This is a genomic window from Asticcacaulis sp., from assembly GCF_020217185.1.
Lineage (GTDB): Bacteria > Pseudomonadota > Alphaproteobacteria > Caulobacterales > Caulobacteraceae > Asticcacaulis.
In genome coordinates this window covers 1-14,201 of record NZ_JAIWNX010000231.1, presented here as the reverse complement: position 1 = coordinate 14,201, position 14,201 = coordinate 1, and the positions used below count along the sequence as shown (strand labels likewise).

16 protein-coding genes are annotated in these 14,201 nt (G+C 60.7%); 8 read left to right on the top strand and 8 right to left on the bottom strand.

From position 1 onward, the window contains the following. Positions 1–359: 359 nt before the first annotated feature. Positions 360–779 (bottom strand): response regulator, encoded by a 420-nt coding sequence (locus LDL37_RS11430; RefSeq protein ID WP_126423255.1) that lies wholly within the window; start codon positions 777–779, stop codon positions 360–362. A gap of 19 nt (positions 780–798) precedes the next feature. Beyond that, on the bottom strand, positions 799–1,947 hold the full coding sequence (locus LDL37_RS11425) for an ATP-binding protein (RefSeq protein WP_290798269.1): 1,149 nt from the start codon (positions 1,945–1,947) through the stop codon (positions 799–801). 223 nt (positions 1,948–2,170) lie between these two features. On the opposite strand from LDL37_RS11425, the gene LDL37_RS11420 reads away from it, so the two are divergent. From LDL37_RS11420 to LDL37_RS11400, 5 genes are all read left to right on the top strand, one after another. Further along, positions 2,171–2,377: a hypothetical protein gene (locus tag LDL37_RS11420; protein WP_290798266.1), complete on the top strand. Its 207-nt coding sequence runs from the start codon at positions 2,171–2,173 to the stop codon at positions 2,375–2,377. Between the two features lie 104 nt (positions 2,378–2,481). Further along, on the top strand, positions 2,482–2,904 hold the full coding sequence (locus tag LDL37_RS11415; RefSeq protein ID WP_290798263.1) for a response regulator: 423 nt from the start codon (positions 2,482–2,484) through the stop codon (positions 2,902–2,904). A 256-nt stretch (positions 2,905–3,160) separates the two neighbouring features. After that, positions 3,161–5,347, top strand: a complete 2,187-nt coding sequence (locus tag LDL37_RS11410; protein ID WP_290798260.1) for a methyl-accepting chemotaxis protein — start codon at positions 3,161–3,163, stop codon at positions 5,345–5,347. Positions 5,348–5,578: 231 nt separating this feature from the next. Continuing rightward, entirely contained in the window at positions 5,579–6,136 is a 558-nt protein-coding gene (locus tag LDL37_RS11405) for a response regulator (RefSeq protein ID WP_290798257.1), read from the top strand. A gap of 49 nt (positions 6,137–6,185) precedes the next feature. Continuing rightward, on the top strand, positions 6,186–7,730 hold the full coding sequence (locus tag LDL37_RS11400) for a tryptophan halogenase family protein (RefSeq protein ID WP_290798254.1): 1,545 nt from the start codon (positions 6,186–6,188) through the stop codon (positions 7,728–7,730). Between the two features lie 191 nt (positions 7,731–7,921). Here LDL37_RS11400 and LDL37_RS11395 read toward each other — a convergent pair whose 3' ends face one another. Beyond that, the gene (locus tag LDL37_RS11395) at positions 7,922–9,283 is read right to left on the bottom strand and encodes a cation:proton antiporter (RefSeq protein ID WP_290798251.1); all 1,362 of its coding nucleotides are present in this window, start codon (positions 9,281–9,283) and stop codon (positions 7,922–7,924) included. A gap of 211 nt (positions 9,284–9,494) precedes the next feature. On the opposite strand from LDL37_RS11395, the gene LDL37_RS11390 reads away from it, so the two are divergent. Both LDL37_RS11390 and LDL37_RS11385 read left to right on the top strand, forming a co-directional pair. Further along, positions 9,495–9,743, top strand: coding sequence for a type II toxin-antitoxin system Phd/YefM family antitoxin (locus tag LDL37_RS11390; RefSeq protein WP_290798249.1), 249 nt, complete (start codon positions 9,495–9,497; stop codon positions 9,741–9,743). Continuing rightward, positions 9,743–10,240: a PIN domain-containing protein gene (locus tag LDL37_RS11385; RefSeq protein ID WP_290798246.1), complete on the top strand. Its 498-nt coding sequence runs from the start codon at positions 9,743–9,745 to the stop codon at positions 10,238–10,240. The genes LDL37_RS11390 and LDL37_RS11385 overlap by 1 nt, the downstream gene beginning before the upstream one ends. Here LDL37_RS11385 and LDL37_RS11380 read toward each other — a convergent pair. After that, complete coding sequence (locus tag LDL37_RS11380) at positions 10,230–10,781, bottom strand: hypothetical protein (protein ID WP_290798243.1); 552 nt, start codon at positions 10,779–10,781, stop codon at positions 10,230–10,232. The genes LDL37_RS11385 and LDL37_RS11380 overlap by 11 nt on opposite strands. Before the next feature lie 158 nt (positions 10,782–10,939). On the opposite strand from LDL37_RS11380, the gene LDL37_RS11375 reads away from it, so the two are divergent. Then, complete coding sequence (locus LDL37_RS11375) at positions 10,940–11,191, top strand: hypothetical protein (protein ID WP_290798240.1); 252 nt, start codon at positions 10,940–10,942, stop codon at positions 11,189–11,191. Here LDL37_RS11375 and LDL37_RS11370 read toward each other — a convergent pair. From LDL37_RS11370 to LDL37_RS11355, 4 genes are all read right to left on the bottom strand, one after another. After that, positions 11,175–11,972: a MetQ/NlpA family ABC transporter substrate-binding protein gene (locus LDL37_RS11370; protein WP_290798237.1), complete on the bottom strand. Its 798-nt coding sequence runs from the start codon at positions 11,970–11,972 to the stop codon at positions 11,175–11,177. The genes LDL37_RS11375 and LDL37_RS11370 overlap by 17 nt on opposite strands. A gap of 12 nt (positions 11,973–11,984) precedes the next feature. Next, positions 11,985–12,656, bottom strand: coding sequence for a methionine ABC transporter permease (locus LDL37_RS11365; RefSeq protein ID WP_290798233.1), 672 nt, complete (start codon positions 12,654–12,656; stop codon positions 11,985–11,987). Next, entirely contained in the window at positions 12,653–13,672 is a 1,020-nt protein-coding gene (locus tag LDL37_RS11360) for an ATP-binding cassette domain-containing protein (RefSeq protein WP_290798230.1), read from the bottom strand. The genes LDL37_RS11365 and LDL37_RS11360 overlap by 4 nt, the downstream gene beginning before the upstream one ends. Before the next feature lie 281 nt (positions 13,673–13,953). Beyond that, the coding region (locus tag LDL37_RS11355) for a hypothetical protein (RefSeq protein ID WP_290798227.1) at positions 13,954–14,201 on the bottom strand (248 nt) is incomplete at its 5' end.

The window sequence follows — 14,201 nt, the reverse complement described above, 5'->3', positions numbered from 1 at the left end:
AACCCCAACCCATAAATGGTTGTCTATTAAAAGAGACCGCTTGCAACAGTAGTCGTCATAGACCACCGCCGCCTGCGTTTCCCTTCCCCATTTAACAATGTCAAAGACCGGAAATCCGTTTCAGCGTTAAGCTTCGTAAAGATTTCGTTGCCGCCGTCAGCGGCGAGGAGGCGGTTTCTATTCGAACCCCCGATCCGCGTCAACGGTCTTTTTCGGTTTTCCACAAGGTCGTGACGTTTTATTCGACCCCCGGAAAGTCGGCTTCTCTATTTTATTATTTGTATCAGCACTTTAAACAAAAACAGGCGCGGAAATTTTCTTTCCGCGCCCACTGATTTTGTCCGCCCACGTCCCGCTGATCAGGGCAGTTTGGCGATTTGACCCCAAAAGCGCACCACTTCGCGCACGGTTTCGGCGTAGAGCGCGCCCTCAAACGGCTTGACGACATAGCTGCTGGCCTGACGCTCGTAGCAGTCGCGAATGTCGGTTGGCGACTCCGACGAGGTGAACATAACCACCGGAATGGCTTTGAAGGCCGGATCGGCCTTGATCTCGCTGAGGAACATCTTGCCGTCCATGCGAGGCATGTTGATGTCGAGCAGGATCAGGTCAGGGCGGGGAGCCTCGGCGAAGCGACCTTCGCGACGCAGACACTCCAGCCCCTGCGCCCCGTTGCCGGCCACGGACACCCGGCACTCGGTCGCCGCCGTGCGCAGAGCGCGACGAGTCATTTCGACATCGCCTTCATTATCCTCGATCAGCAGAAGTTCGAGCGTCATGACATCTCCGGTTCAGGATTTACAGACGGGCCGGTTGCGGAAGGGTGAAGCTGAAGGTCGTGCCTTCGCCCGGCGTCGAGATAAAACTGATCTCTCCGCCATAGAGGCGCACGAATTTGCGGCAGGTCGAAAGGCCAATCCCGGTGCCTGGGAATTCGTCCTCGCTGTGCAACCTCTGAAAGATGGTGAAGATGCGATCGGCATAGGCCGGGTCGATACCGATGCCGTTATCGGATACGTCGAAGCGATAGGCCTTGCCTTCGCGGCGCGCCGAGACGTGGATTTCAGGGATGCGCCGGCCGTCCTGAAACTTCAGCGCATTGCCGATCAGGTTTTGCAGCAGGACACGCATCAGGGTGGGCGAGGTGTGCATTTCCGGCAGGGCGCCGCAGGTGACCTTGGCACGCTGGGCTTCGATCACACCGGCCAGACCGGCGCAAACCTCATCAAATACGCGCCGCGTATCGACCGCCTCGACCTCAATGGCTTCGCGGCCGACGCGGGAGAAGTTGAGGATATCGCCGATCATGCGGTTCAGCCGGGTGGCGTTGTCGCGGATATATTGCACGTAGCGGCGGCCATCTTCGTCGAGCTTTTCGGCGGAGTCCTCGGCCAGAAAGCCCGCATAGATGTTCATCATGCGCACCGGCTCCTTCATGTCGTGCGAGCAGACATAGGCGAAGCGTTCCAGTTCCTCATTCGACTGACGCAGGGTGGCGTTCAGTTGCAGGATCTGCTGCCGCTGAGTGTAAAGCTCGAGATAGACCTGCACCTTGGATTTGAGGATGTCGGGATTGATCGGCTTGAAGATATAGTCCACCGCGCCAATGGCCGCCGCTTCGGTGGCGTAGTGGTCCTCCTTGGAGATGGCGGTGACAAAGATGATCGGCACGCCCTGCATGGACGGGCGGGTCTTCATCAGGCGCGCGGTCTCAAAACCATCCATGCCGGGCATCTGCACATCGAGCAGCACGATGGCGAAGTGGCGTTCGAGCACGAGGCTCAGCGCCGCCTCGCCCGACTCGGCGGTAACGATGTCGGCCCCCAGCGGCTTGAGCAGGGCTTCGGTCGCCAGAAGATTCTGCCAGCGGTCATCGACAATGAGGATAGAGGGCCGCGGCGTCTCGCCCACAGCGGATGGTGTCTGAGCCGTCCTGACCGTCGTCATATCAGCCTCCGATTGCCCTCTGGCGCAGCGAACCTAAAACAGATCGCGTCCGGATTGAATCGAAAAATGCAGCCTAAGATCCTGTTTTTCGATCTCTTCTAAAGACGAGGTCCAGCCCAGTTTGGGGAACAAAGTGACTTTATACCGTGTTCACAACCTGCGCGTGGCCCACCATTTTCGTCTTATGCCTTTACGCCCAGATTTCCGGGGGAAAGGAGATATCATGACGCACCACCGCTCCCCCACCCCTGAGGAGATCAGCCAGACCGCCGAAGAGAAAGGCCACGACAGCGATCCCTTTCCGCCGGAAGGCACAACGGACGAACACCTGCTGAGCAAGGACAGCCAGCGCCCGATCCGCGAGGACGAGCGCGTCAAGGCGACGCGCAAGGCGCTCCGCCGCATCCGCAAACCGCAGAGCCACCTGTAAACGAGGACAGTCAATACTGATTTTTTACGCCCCTTGCGGTTAAGGACGGGCCGCGTCAGTAAAGCGCGCCTTACGTAAAGTATCATTGTTCTCAAAGGTTTGTCATGATTGATTGTCAAGAACGCAAAGACGGGGCGGCCCTCACGCCCGCGCCTTTGAAGGTACTGGTCGTTGACGACAATCAAGCCTCGGCCCTGACCTTAAGCTGGGCCATCGAGTCGTGGGGCGATGAGGTGCGGACCTGTTTCGACGGTCTCAGCGCGATTGACACGGCGCGCAGCTTTCACCCGGACGTCGTACTGCTCGATCTGGGGATGCCGGAAATCGACGGCCTGAGCGTGGCGCGGACCTTGCGCGCCGACCCGCGCACCCGTCGCTGCAAGATCATTGCCCAGACCGGCTGGGGCGATGCGGCGCGCCGTCGTGAAACGGCCGAAGCGGGTTTCGACCTGCATCTGGTCAAGCCCATCGACTTTAACGTCTTGCAGGAGATGTTCGAGCTGTTCCGCCTGATGCCCGCCCGTTAAGCAGAGCACCAATTTATGCAATCTCAGGGTTGTTTTTCAAAAAATAACGCGCTCCGCAAGCAACCTTGCAATCAAAGATAAATATTACATCACCGCATATTAAATATACCAGATTGTCGCAATTTGCGACAGCGTGATGTTTCGCCGCATTATTTATCATTATATAGAATATAACGCACTTATTCGCTTAAGACATCGTTTATTATTGTGGGTGCGATGATCCCCCTAACGCCGTTATGGCGGCTGGAGGACGCACATGAACATACATTCCGTTAAAACGAAGATCGTCGCCCTGTCGGCGCTTTGTCTTCTGATGGCGACCGGGGCCCTGGTGGGTTTCGGCATCTTTTCGTCAGGCAAGACCGCGCATTTTGTGAACCAGAATGTGCAGGGCCTGCTGGATCGCAACAGCAGCGAATCCCTGACGCGGCTGGCCGATACGCAGGCCGGCACGATCCGCGCCGAGGTCGATACGGCCTTTTCCGCCGCCCGTAACATGGCGCGTAGCCTCGAAGTCATCGCCGGGCCCGGCGGCGTGCCGCGTGCTCAGCGGCGTCAGCATCTGAACGAGATCCTGCTGGGGGTGTTGAAGGACAATCCGCGCTTTAACGGCACCTATAGCGCCTGGGCCCCCAATGCGCTGGACGGAGCGGACGGGGCCTATGCCAACCGCAAGGCGGTGGGTTCCGATGCGACGGGCCGCGCCCTGCCCTACTGGACGCGCAATGCGCAGGGCGAGATCGCGCTTCAGCCCCTGGTCGAATACGACAGTCAGGACCGCCACCCCAATGGCCTGATCAAGGGCGGCTGGTTCCTCGGCCCGCAGGCGAATGGCAAGGAAAGCATCCTCGCCCCCCTGCCCTATATCGTACAGGGCAAACACGTCTTTCTGGCCACCATGTCGGTGCCCATCGTCATCGACGGCCAGTTCAAAGGCGTGGCCGGGGCCGATTTCGACCTGTCCTTCGTGCAGGTTCTGGCGCAGTCGGTTAAGAAGTCGATTTATGAAGGCAAGGGCAATGTGACCATCGTCACCTCTGACGGGCTGGTGGTCGCCTCAAGCGCCTTCCCGGACGCCGTCGGCGGCTCGGTACAGACCGTCGATCCGATGGCGTGGCAGGCGCTGGATACCGTCAGGGCGGGTCGCTCGGCCGTCGATTTCGACAGAAAGAACGATCAGATGCGCGTCTATGCCCCCATTCAGCTGGGCCGCAGCGGGCAGTTCTGGTCGGTGATCATCACCGTGCCGCGCACCGTCGTCATGGCCGATGCCGACAAGCTGTCCAATGCGCTCAAGGCGCGCGGCGGCAGCGACTCTTTGTGGGAAATCGTCTGCGCCCTGATCGTGGCGGTGCTGGGGATCGCGATGATCGCCGTCATGGCCAATAATGTCGCCAATCCCATTGTCCGCCTGACCGAGGCGCTGGGCCGGCTGGCCTCTGGCGAAAAGCTGCGTGAAATCGCTGGTGCGGGACGCAAGGACGAGATCGGCGACATTTCGCGGGCGGTTGACCGCATCCGCATCGTTACCGAGGAAGAGGCCCTGCAAAAGGCCGCCGATGCAGAGGCCGAACGCCAGAGGCAGGATCAGGAACGACGTCAGATGATGCTCAAACTGGCCGATGAGTTCGAAAAGTCGGTGGGCGGCATCGTCTCTCTGGTGTCCAGCGCGGCCACCGAAATGCAGGCCTCGGCCCAGCAACTGACCACCACCGCGCAGCAGGCTTCGGCGCAATCGGTCGCCGTCTCGGCCGCCGCCGAAGAGGCCGGAGCCAATGTCACCTCGGTGGCGTCGTCCGCCGAAGAACTGGGCGCCTCGGTTAATGAGATCGGGCGTCAGGTCGAAACCTCGGCCAGCATTTCTTCGGAAGCCGTGGAAGAGGCCAGCGGCGCGGTACGGCTGGTGGACGAGCTGAATACGGTGGCCGTCAGCATCGGCGGCGTGGTCGATCTGATCGCCGGGCTGGCCAGTCAGACCAACCTTTTGGCGCTCAACGCCACCATCGAGTCGGCGCGCGCTGGCGAAGCAGGCAAGGGCTTTGCCGTGGTCGCTTCCGAGGTCAAGGCGCTGGCCGGTCAGACGGCCAAGGCCACGACGGAAATCTCGGACAAGATCGCCCACATGCAGGAGGCGACGGCCAAGGCAGCAACGGCCATCTCCAACATTTCCGGCACCATCACCCATATCAACCAGACCAACACCATCATTGCCTCGGCCGTCGAACAGCAGACGGCGGCGACGCAGGAGATCGTGCAGGCGGTCAATCAGGCCTCAATCGGCACGCAGGAGGTGACCACCAATATCACCGGCGTGGCCATGGCGGCGGAACAGACGGGCACCTCCGCCGTGCAGGTGCTGGGGGCGTCGGCCGAACTGGCGCAGCAGGCCGAGCGGCTGCATCAGGAGATGGACAAATTCCTGCAAACCGTGCGCGCCGCCTGAGACACCGCACGGGCTGAGCCTAGCGCGGAATGATCTCCATTGGAATCATTCCGCTCAAGCCGCCATTGAGGCGGCGGCCAAGGTGGCGCAAGCCACCGCCCGGCGAGGGGCGAAACAAAAACCTGGATCATTATGTCTCCACCGGAAATCATAATGATCTAGGGGCGGGGCCGTCAAACGGTCCCGCCCCTGAGCGCCGCAGGGTAAGCGTAAAATAGAAAGACTACAGGCATGAAACCCACCGCCACCGATACCCCTCTCGACCTGTCGCGCCTCAGTGTGCTGGTGGTCGATGACAGCCTGAACATCCGCAAGCTGGTGTCCGAGATGCTCAGGTCGATAGGCCTGAAGACCGTCAAGCAGGCCAGCAGCGGCATCGAAGTGTTTGAAATCCTGAAGACCAGTCCGGTTGATCTGATCATCATGGATCTGGTCATGGACCCACTGGACGGCATCGAAACGGCCAAGCTGCTGCGGCAGGGCATCGACAGCCCCAACCGCACCGTGCCGATTATCCTCATCACCGGCCATACCGAACGCAGCAATATCATGCGGGCCCGCGACGCCGGCATTAACGAGGTGATCGCCAAGCCCTTTTCAGCGCAGATCCTGCTCGATCATCTGCGCCACGTTCTGACGCAGAAGCGCGAATGGATCGCCACCACCCACTATACGGGGCCGGATCGGCGACGCCACACGCCTGCGGGCTACGCCGGACCGTGGCGGCGCGCCAGCGATGCGGAGACCGCTGCGCCCGCAGACACAGAGGTCACCGCGATGACTCAGTGATCCGTCACACCGATTGCCCGCGCCGCCAAAACGTCGCATAGTCAGGCCCATGACAGGCAAGCGCAGAATCCTGATCCTGGGGGGCGGTACGGCCGGATGGCTGGCGGCGGCCTATCTGGCGCGCTATTTCGACATCAAGCGTCAGACGCGCCTTGAGATCGTGCTGGTGGAGTCGCCGGAGATCAGCAGCGTCGGTGTCGGCGAAGGCACCTTCCCCACCATCCGCCAGACGCTGAAATTTATCGGCATCGACGAAGCGCCCTTTATGCGGCGCACCACCGCCACCTTCAAACAGGGCATCCGTTTTGCCGACTGGGTAAAGACGCCGCTCAACGGACGGCACGAACACTATTTCCACCCGTTCGAAGCCCCCTACTATACCGAGGGTGAAGGACTGGTCCCCTACTGGCTGTTGCAGGACGAGGCGACGCGCAAGCCCTTTGCCGAGGCCGTAACCTTTCAGAAGCGCGTGGCCGAGGCGCGGCGCGCGCCCAAACGCCCGCACGAAGGCGATTTTGCCGGCCCGCTGAACTATGCCTACCATTTCGACGCGCAGCAGTTGGCAGAGGTGCTGGCCGAACGCGCCGTCGCGCTTGGGGTGGTGCATAAGCCGGCGCGGCTCGATGGCGTGGTGCTCGACCACACAGGGCAGATCGACCACATCGTCGTCGAGGGCGAGGTGCTGACGGCGGACCTCTATATCGACTGTTCGGGCTTTCGGGCCGAACTGATCGGCAAGGCATTGGGGTCGCCGTTCCGCTCGGTGCGCGGGACGCTGTTCACCAACAAGGCGCTGGCGTGCAAGGCGCCCTATGAGCGCCCCGACGCCCCCATCGAAAGCTACACGGTGGCCACGGCCCATACGGCGGGCTGGACCTGGGATATCGGCCTCGATGGTCAGCGCGGGATTGGCTATACCTATTCGACCGACCACACGAGTGACGATGAGGCCGAAGCGACGCTGCGCCGCTATGTGGGCAGCAAGACCGCGCTGAACCTGCGTGAGATTGCGTTCGAGCCCGGATATCGCGAGCGCCCGTGGATCGGCAACTGCGTGGCGGTGGGTCTGGCCGGCGGGTTTATGGAGCCGCTGGAATCGACCGGCATCGTGATGATCGAGGTCGCCGTAGCCATGATCGCCGAGCTGTTCCCCCATGCCGGGCCTATCGACGCCCCGGCCCGGCGCTTCAACGCCCTGATGACGGCGCGTTACGAGAATATCGTCACCTTTCTCAAGCTGCACTACGCGCTGAGCCACCGCAGCGAGGCCTTCTGGCGCGACAATGCCGATCCGCAGACCTGGCCTGAGCGGTTGCGTGAGTTGCTGGAGCAATGGCGTTACCGGCCGCCCAGCCGGTTCGACTTCCTGATTGACGTCGAAACCTTCGCCTTCTTCAACTATCAGTACATTCTCTATGGCATGGGCTTCCGGACCGATCTCAGCGGGGCGCGCGACCACTTCCCGCACGTGGAAGACGCCAACCGGACCTTTGCCAAGATCCATAATTTCGGCGAACGCGCGACGCTGGACCTGCCGCCGCACCGCACCCTGATCCGTCAGATCTACGCCGAGGGCTTTGCCGAGTCGGCATAAAAAACCGCCCCGGCGGGAGGATCACCGGGGCGCTATGAGGTGATAAAGTGGAATGATTTTTAACAAAATCATTCCACTCAAGCCGCCATTGAGGCGGCGGCCAAGGTGGCGGAGCCACCGCCCGGCGAGGGGCTAAGCAGAAATCTGGATCATTATGTTTCTGACAGAGATCATAATGATCCAGAGAAAAATCAGTCCGCTGCCCGGTCCGGCAAGGCCCCAAGCTCGCCGCTTTCGCGCGCCTTGCGGCCATAGACGGCTTCGAACAGCGGCGAAGCCATGACCGTGGTGACAATGGCCATCAGCACCAGCATCGAGAACAGGGCCGGGCCGATAATGCCCTTTTGCAGGCCGATATTGATGATGATCAGCTCCATCAGCCCGCGGGAATTCATCAGTGCCCCGATACCCAGCGCCGTGCGGTTGTCTTCGCCGGTCAGGCGCGCCGCCGCATAGCAGGCTCCGAACTTGGCGAGGATCGACACGGCCAGAATCGCCAGCGCGATCAGCAGCAGTTCGAGATTGTTGACCATGTCGAGGCGGGTGTTCAGCCCCGAATAGGTGAAGAACATCGGCAAGAGCAGGATGACCGTCAGCGGCTCGACCTTCTTCTTCAACTCCTCGGTAAACTTGCCGCGCGGCATCACCGTGCCCAGAATGAAGCCGCCGAAGATGGCGTGGATGCCCACCGCATCCATCACAAAGGCCGAGGTGGCAAAGGCGATGAGGGTGATGGCCAGAACCGTGTGGCTCATCTCGCCGCGTTCTTCGACCATGCGCCCCAGCGGCGCCAGAAGACGCTTACCGGCAAAGACGACGAACAGGGTCCATAACAGGCCGCCACCAATAGCCAGCACGGCAATGCCCGGCCCGCCGCCAAAGGTGGCCAGCACAATGGCCAGTACGCACCACGACACGGCGTCATCAAAGGCACCGGCGGTCAGGGACAGGGTGCCCAGCGACGAGTTAGCCAGACCACGCTCATTGATAATGCGCGCCAGCATGGGGAAGGCGGTCAGTGCGATACAGGCCCCCATGAACAGGGTGGCGTTAACCTGCGAAATGCCTTCGGCAAACAGGCCGGGCACGGTGAGAAGCCACGGCGTGATCAGCACCGCCATCAGAAACGGCACCGTAATGCCCGATAACGAGACCGCGGCGGCGCTCTTGCCCTTCTGCGCAAAATGGTCGGCGCGGAAGGTGCAGCCGACGAGGAACATATAAAGGCCTACGCCTAGTTGCGCCCCGACATAGAGGACGTTGCGGCTTTCCTTGGGGAAGATAGCACCCTGAAGATCGGGGAACAGAAGCCCCAGAAGCGATGGCCCCAGAATGACCCCGGCGATCATTTCGCCGACCACCTGCGGCTGAGCCAAGAACTTCTGACCCAGCCAGCCGACCACGCGACACGTCAGAATGATCAGGCCGATTTGCAGGAAGAAACGGATGCTGAAGTCGTTGGCATTATAGGTGCCATTGGGCCCATGCGGCGACAGGATGGTGGTGATGGTCTCAAGCGTGTGAGCCCACATGTCGGGTGTAGCGACGGTCATGCGTGTCTGTGATCCCTGATTGATCTGTGTTCGGCCTTCTTTTGGGCCAGACCGGTGGGTGAGACAGACACAGAAATCACGCCGGACGCAACCGGTTGCCGGCTTAAAAAAACGTTTTGAAATCGCGCGTTTGAAATTTGTTGCCAAAGGGTCACGATGTAGTAACGTCGCTACATGTTAGCGCGCTCATTTGTAGCAACGTAGGTGCAAAATGACGACCTTTTCCAGCCGGGAATTCAATCAGGATGTCGGTAGCGCCAAACGCGCTGCCCTGTCGGAACCGGTTTTCATCACTGACCGGGGCAAGCCCACTCACGTGTTGCTGAGCTTTGAGGCCTATCGCGCCCTGTCGGGACAGACGGAGACTCTGGTCGATTTGCTGGCGCTCAGCGAAGGGGTGACGATTGACCTTGATGCCGCCCGCGCCGGGGATGGCTGGGACCGTCAGGGAACTGTTTAATGTACCTGCTCGACACCCCCATCGTTATGGAACTGCGCAAGGCCAAGGCCGGTGACACTGATCCCGGCCTGACGCGCTGGGCGTCGGGTATCGGGCGTCAACACCTGTTCCTGTCGGTGCTCAGCCTGCTGGAGATGGAAACCAGTGTCGCCGCCGCCGAAAAGCGTGACGCGGAAAGCGGGCGTCTGCTGCGGCAATGGCTGGACGAACAGGTGCCGCGCGCCTTTGAAAACCATATTCTGCCCATCGACGCCGCAGTGGCCCGTCGCCGGGCGGCCCTCCATATGAGCGATTCCCGCGATGCCCTGATGGCCGCGACCGCCGCCGTGCACGGCCTGACGCTCGTGACCCCCTCACCGGCGGCCTTCAAGGCGGGCAAGGTCAAGACCTTCAATCCATTCGGCTACACGCCCGAAGAGGCCGACACCTCTGCCGACTGGCGCGAAGCTTCACGCTCCGGCCCGCAATGGTTCCGCAACCTGTTTGTCAGGTTCTAACCGCAGCCGCCTTGTGAAACAGCCAGGCCGAAAGCAACCAGACGGCGACAAAGCCGCCATTCAGCACAAGCGCCTCGTAGCCAAGGACATAGGACGCAATCGCCACCGCCACCTGTACCCCGGCAACGGCGAGCATCACCCCCGCCAGACCGCGCGTCCGAAACCGGACGAGGACGGCCCCGATGCCCCCGACAGCGAGAACAAGCGCATAGATCAGATTGGCAGGATTATCTTCGCTGCCCAGTATGCCGACGGCCAGATTGATCCAGACGAGCAAAAACGCGCCCAAAAGGGCCACACCCGCTGCGGCGCGGAAGGCCAGACTGCCCGACAGGCGCGTCACCAGATCGAAGGCCCCGGCCCCGACGACCAGCATCGTGCCGAAAACAGCGAAATCAAACGCCGTCCATTGCACCTGCGTCGTAAAGCGCATGGCGATGAGCGGGGCCAGCCACAAGAGCAGGGTGGCGCTCCACACCCCCCAACGCCAGCGGCGACCCGAAGCCACGGCGGTATTGGTCATTTTCATGGTGTCAGCCATAAGTGTTTCTCCGGACGTTCTCTCCCGAACATGACGCAGACTCCCGCGTCGCGCCATGTGAAAATTCTGACGCAGCCGAAAAGGGCGTTGCGGGGTGGACAGCCGCACCACCCTGTGCGACCTCTTTAGCCACTCGAGACGTCAGGGGGGATAGCACTGTGGACACGTCGATAGCGATTCAGTTGATACCATTCCTCGTTGTTTGGGTTCTGTGGCAGGGTCTGCTGGGGCTTAGCTATTACATCATATTGAAACGGCTGGACCCCCAGCGCGCCAGGATCGCACTGCTAATCCTCCTCCCTTACATCGGCTACATCGTCCTGCTCTACGTGCACTTCATGACCCTCAATCTGCTCACGACACGTCTGACCCGTCTTGAGGAGATGGTGTCAGCTAAAACGCCGCAATGACCGCACCATTATAGGTCTTGGCGATGAAGTCCTTGACCTTTTGAGAGGTCAGGGCCTCGGCCAGCACCTTGATACGCGGGTCGTCTGTCTTGTCGGCGCGCGCCACCAGATAGTTGATGTACGGGCTGTCAGACCCTTCGATGATCAGGGCGTCTGTCTTGGGGTTCAGCTTGGCATCCAGCGCGTAGTTGGTGTTGATCAGGGCCAGATCGACCTCCGGCAGGACGCGCGGCAGGGACGGCGATTCCAGCTCCTTGAACACAAAGCCCTTGGGGTTACCGGCGATGTCTTTCAGCGTCGCATTGATATTGTTAGGGTCTTTCAGCGTGATCAGGCCGTTCTTGTGCAGCAGGATCAGGGCGCGCCCGGTGTTCGAGGCATCGTTGGGCACGGCGATGACCGCGCCCTGCGGCAGGTCGGCAATCGTCTTATATTTGCGCGAATAGCCGCCAAACGGCTCGACATGCACGCCGACCACGGTGACCAGCTTGGTGCCGCGTTCCTTATTGAACGAGTCGAGATAGGGCAGGGTCTGGAAGTAGTTGGCGTCGATCAGGCCCTGATCGACCTGAAGGTTCGGCTGCACATAGTCGTTAAAGACCTTGATATCGAGCGTGATACCCTTGGCCGCCAGATCAGGGGTGATGACCTTGAGGATTTCGGCGTGCGGCACGGCGGTGGCCGCAACGCTGAGGACATTGCCCTTGGCGGCCGGCTTGCCGCAGGCGGCCAAAGCAGAGACGGCAACACCGGTCAGGATCAGATGACGACGAGACAGCATGATGAGTTTCCCTTATTTCTTAGAGACGCGCGCCACCAGCGCATCGCCCAGCATTTGCAGACCCTGAACCAGGGCAATGATCAGCACCACCGTCACCACCATGACATCGGTCTGGAAGCGTTGATAACCATAGCGCACGGCAAGGTCTCCGAGGCCGCCCGCCCCCACTACGCCGGCCATGGCCGTATAGGAAACCAGCGCGATGGCCGTCACCGTCGCCGCCGCAATCAGGCCCGGCAGGGCTTCGGGCAGCAGGGTGTGCAGGATGATCTGACGCTTTGAGGCCCCCAGCGCCTGCGTGGCCTCGATCACCGAGCGATCGACTTCGCGCAGGGCGTTTTCGACCAGCCGCGCCAGAAATGGCGCCGCCCCCAGCACCAGAGGCGGAATGGCCCCCTTGACCCCCAAAGACGTGCCGACCAGCGCCAGAGTGACCGGGATCAGCAGGATAAACAGGATCACAAAGGGAATGGAACGCAGGACATTGACCGCAAAACTCAGCAGGCCATAGAGGAGTGGATTGGGGCTTAAGCCCTGACGGCTGGTGACCGACAGCCATACGCCCAGAGGCAGGCCCAGCGCGAGGCTGAGCAGCAGAGACGCCCCGACCATGCCCAGCGTCTCACCGCTGGCGCGGGCGATTTCCGCCGGGTCGATATTGGCAAAAAACTCAGGCCCCATCATTGGACCGCCTCCGTCACGCTGACGCCGCGCGCCCGCAGTCGCGCCAGCGCTTCGGCGCGGTCAGGACCGGCCATATCGACGATCATATGGCCATAGGGGCCGGATTTGAGGTGTGACACCTGCCCGGACAGGACGCTGAAGCGCGCCTGAAGCCCCTGCACGGCCGCCGACAGGGCGTCGGAATAGACCACCTCGCCGAAATAGGTCAGGGTGACCGCGCCTTCGCCCACCCCGTCGGGCGGTGGCGGCAGGATATGCTTCGACAGGGCGCGACCGGCGGCGCTCACCGGGGCGAACAGCACTTGTTCCACCGTGCCGACCTCGGCCAGCCGCCCGTGATCAAGAACGGCCACGCGGTCGCACACCTGACGCACCACCTCCATCTCATGCGTCACCAGCACGATGGTCAGGCCCAGTTCGCGGTTCAGTTCGGCCAGCAGGGTCAGTATGCCCTGGGTCGCCTCCGGATCGAGCGCCGAGGTCGCTTCGTCACACAGCAGGATGTCCGGCGCATTGGCCAGGGCACGGGCAATGGCCACGCGTTGTTTCTGCCCGCCCGAAAGCTGCGCCGGGTATTTCTGCGCATGGGCGCTGAGGCCGACGCGGTCGAGCAGATCGAGCGCGCGCTGGCGACGGGTGGCGGGCGTGCCGGTTCCGGCCAGCTCCAGCGCATAAGCGACGTTGTGCAGCGCTGTCTTGCTCGACAACAGGCCGAACGATTGAAAAATCATCCCCATCTTGTGGCGCAGGGCCGACAGGGCGCGCGCATCCAGACCGCTGAGATCGACGCCATTGACCTCCACCCGGCCTTCGCTGGGCGTTTCCAGCCGGTTGAGCAGGCGGATCAGGGTCGATTTGCCGGACCCCGACGGGCCGATAATGCCAAACACCTCACCGCGCGCGATATCGAGATCGACGCCGTCGAGCGCCGCCTGCACGCCGCTTTTGGAGACGAAGCGCCGGGTCACGCCGCGTAAGCCGATCACCGAAGCCGGATTGTTCACATCTGAAACCATCAGGCGGTCTTAGAGCGCCTGTGGCGGCCTGTGAAGCGTGTTTTTCTGCGCGCAGCGGTGACGCTTTCTAAACTGGCCGCCAAGGGTCGGTGGGACATCACAAAATCATGATCGTTTTTGACATAATTTGAATATTTCAAATCTGAAAATTAAACCCGGCGTCAATTTTTGCGCCCAAAATCAACGCCCATGTCTTTAAATGCGACACTATAATCAGTATAAATACATCACAGATAAAAATGAGCCTTTTTAATAAGTATTAAATTTGTGTTTAAGCCAATTTAGCTAATACATTTATGATTTCTAACGTCACATTTTGGCCAAATTCGATCCAGCTTTGACATATTATGTGGTATTTTTGCCCATGAAACGGTGATATTTGACATTTTCATAAAAATAGCGGCGGTATTTATGGCCAAGGACTTGACTGATCGTTTTTGATCGTAAATGTTCGCGGCGCTGATAAATTGATCATCGCGCCACGAGGGTACAAACCCAAGGGCAGGCCTGACGGCAGCGATGAGGGAGA

Bases quoted from the DNA above. Each gene is read 5' to 3' on its own strand.
- LDL37_RS11360 (WP_290798230.1), bottom strand. From the start codon at position 13,672: ATGGTTTCAGATGTGAACAATCCGGCTTCGGTGATCGGCTTACGCGGC.
- LDL37_RS11410 (WP_290798260.1), top strand. From the start codon at position 3,161: ATGAACATACATTCCGTTAAAACGAAGATCGTCGCCCTGTCGGCGCTT.
- LDL37_RS11405 (WP_290798257.1), top strand. From the start codon at position 5,579: ATGAAACCCACCGCCACCGATACCCCTCTCGACCTGTCGCGCCTCAGT.
- LDL37_RS11400 (WP_290798254.1), top strand. From the start codon at position 6,186: ATGACAGGCAAGCGCAGAATCCTGATCCTGGGGGGCGGTACGGCCGGA.
- LDL37_RS11425 (WP_290798269.1), bottom strand. From the start codon at position 1,947: ATGACGACGGTCAGGACGGCTCAGACACCATCCGCTGTGGGCGAGACG.
- LDL37_RS11415 (WP_290798263.1), top strand. From the start codon at position 2,482: ATGATTGATTGTCAAGAACGCAAAGACGGGGCGGCCCTCACGCCCGCG.
- LDL37_RS11370 (WP_290798237.1), bottom strand. From the start codon at position 11,972: ATGCTGTCTCGTCGTCATCTGATCCTGACCGGTGTTGCCGTCTCTGCT.
- LDL37_RS11380 (WP_290798243.1), bottom strand. From the start codon at position 10,781: ATGGCTGACACCATGAAAATGACCAATACCGCCGTGGCTTCGGGTCGC.
- LDL37_RS11390 (WP_290798249.1), top strand. From the start codon at position 9,495: ATGACGACCTTTTCCAGCCGGGAATTCAATCAGGATGTCGGTAGCGCC.
- LDL37_RS11395 (WP_290798251.1), bottom strand. From the start codon at position 9,283: ATGACCGTCGCTACACCCGACATGTGGGCTCACACGCTTGAGACCATC.
- LDL37_RS11430 (WP_126423255.1), bottom strand. From the start codon at position 779: ATGACGCTCGAACTTCTGCTGATCGAGGATAATGAAGGCGATGTCGAA.
- LDL37_RS11420 (WP_290798266.1), top strand. From the start codon at position 2,171: ATGACGCACCACCGCTCCCCCACCCCTGAGGAGATCAGCCAGACCGCC.
- LDL37_RS11365 (WP_290798233.1), bottom strand. From the start codon at position 12,656: ATGATGGGGCCTGAGTTTTTTGCCAATATCGACCCGGCGGAAATCGCC.
- LDL37_RS11385 (WP_290798246.1), top strand. From the start codon at position 9,743: ATGTACCTGCTCGACACCCCCATCGTTATGGAACTGCGCAAGGCCAAG.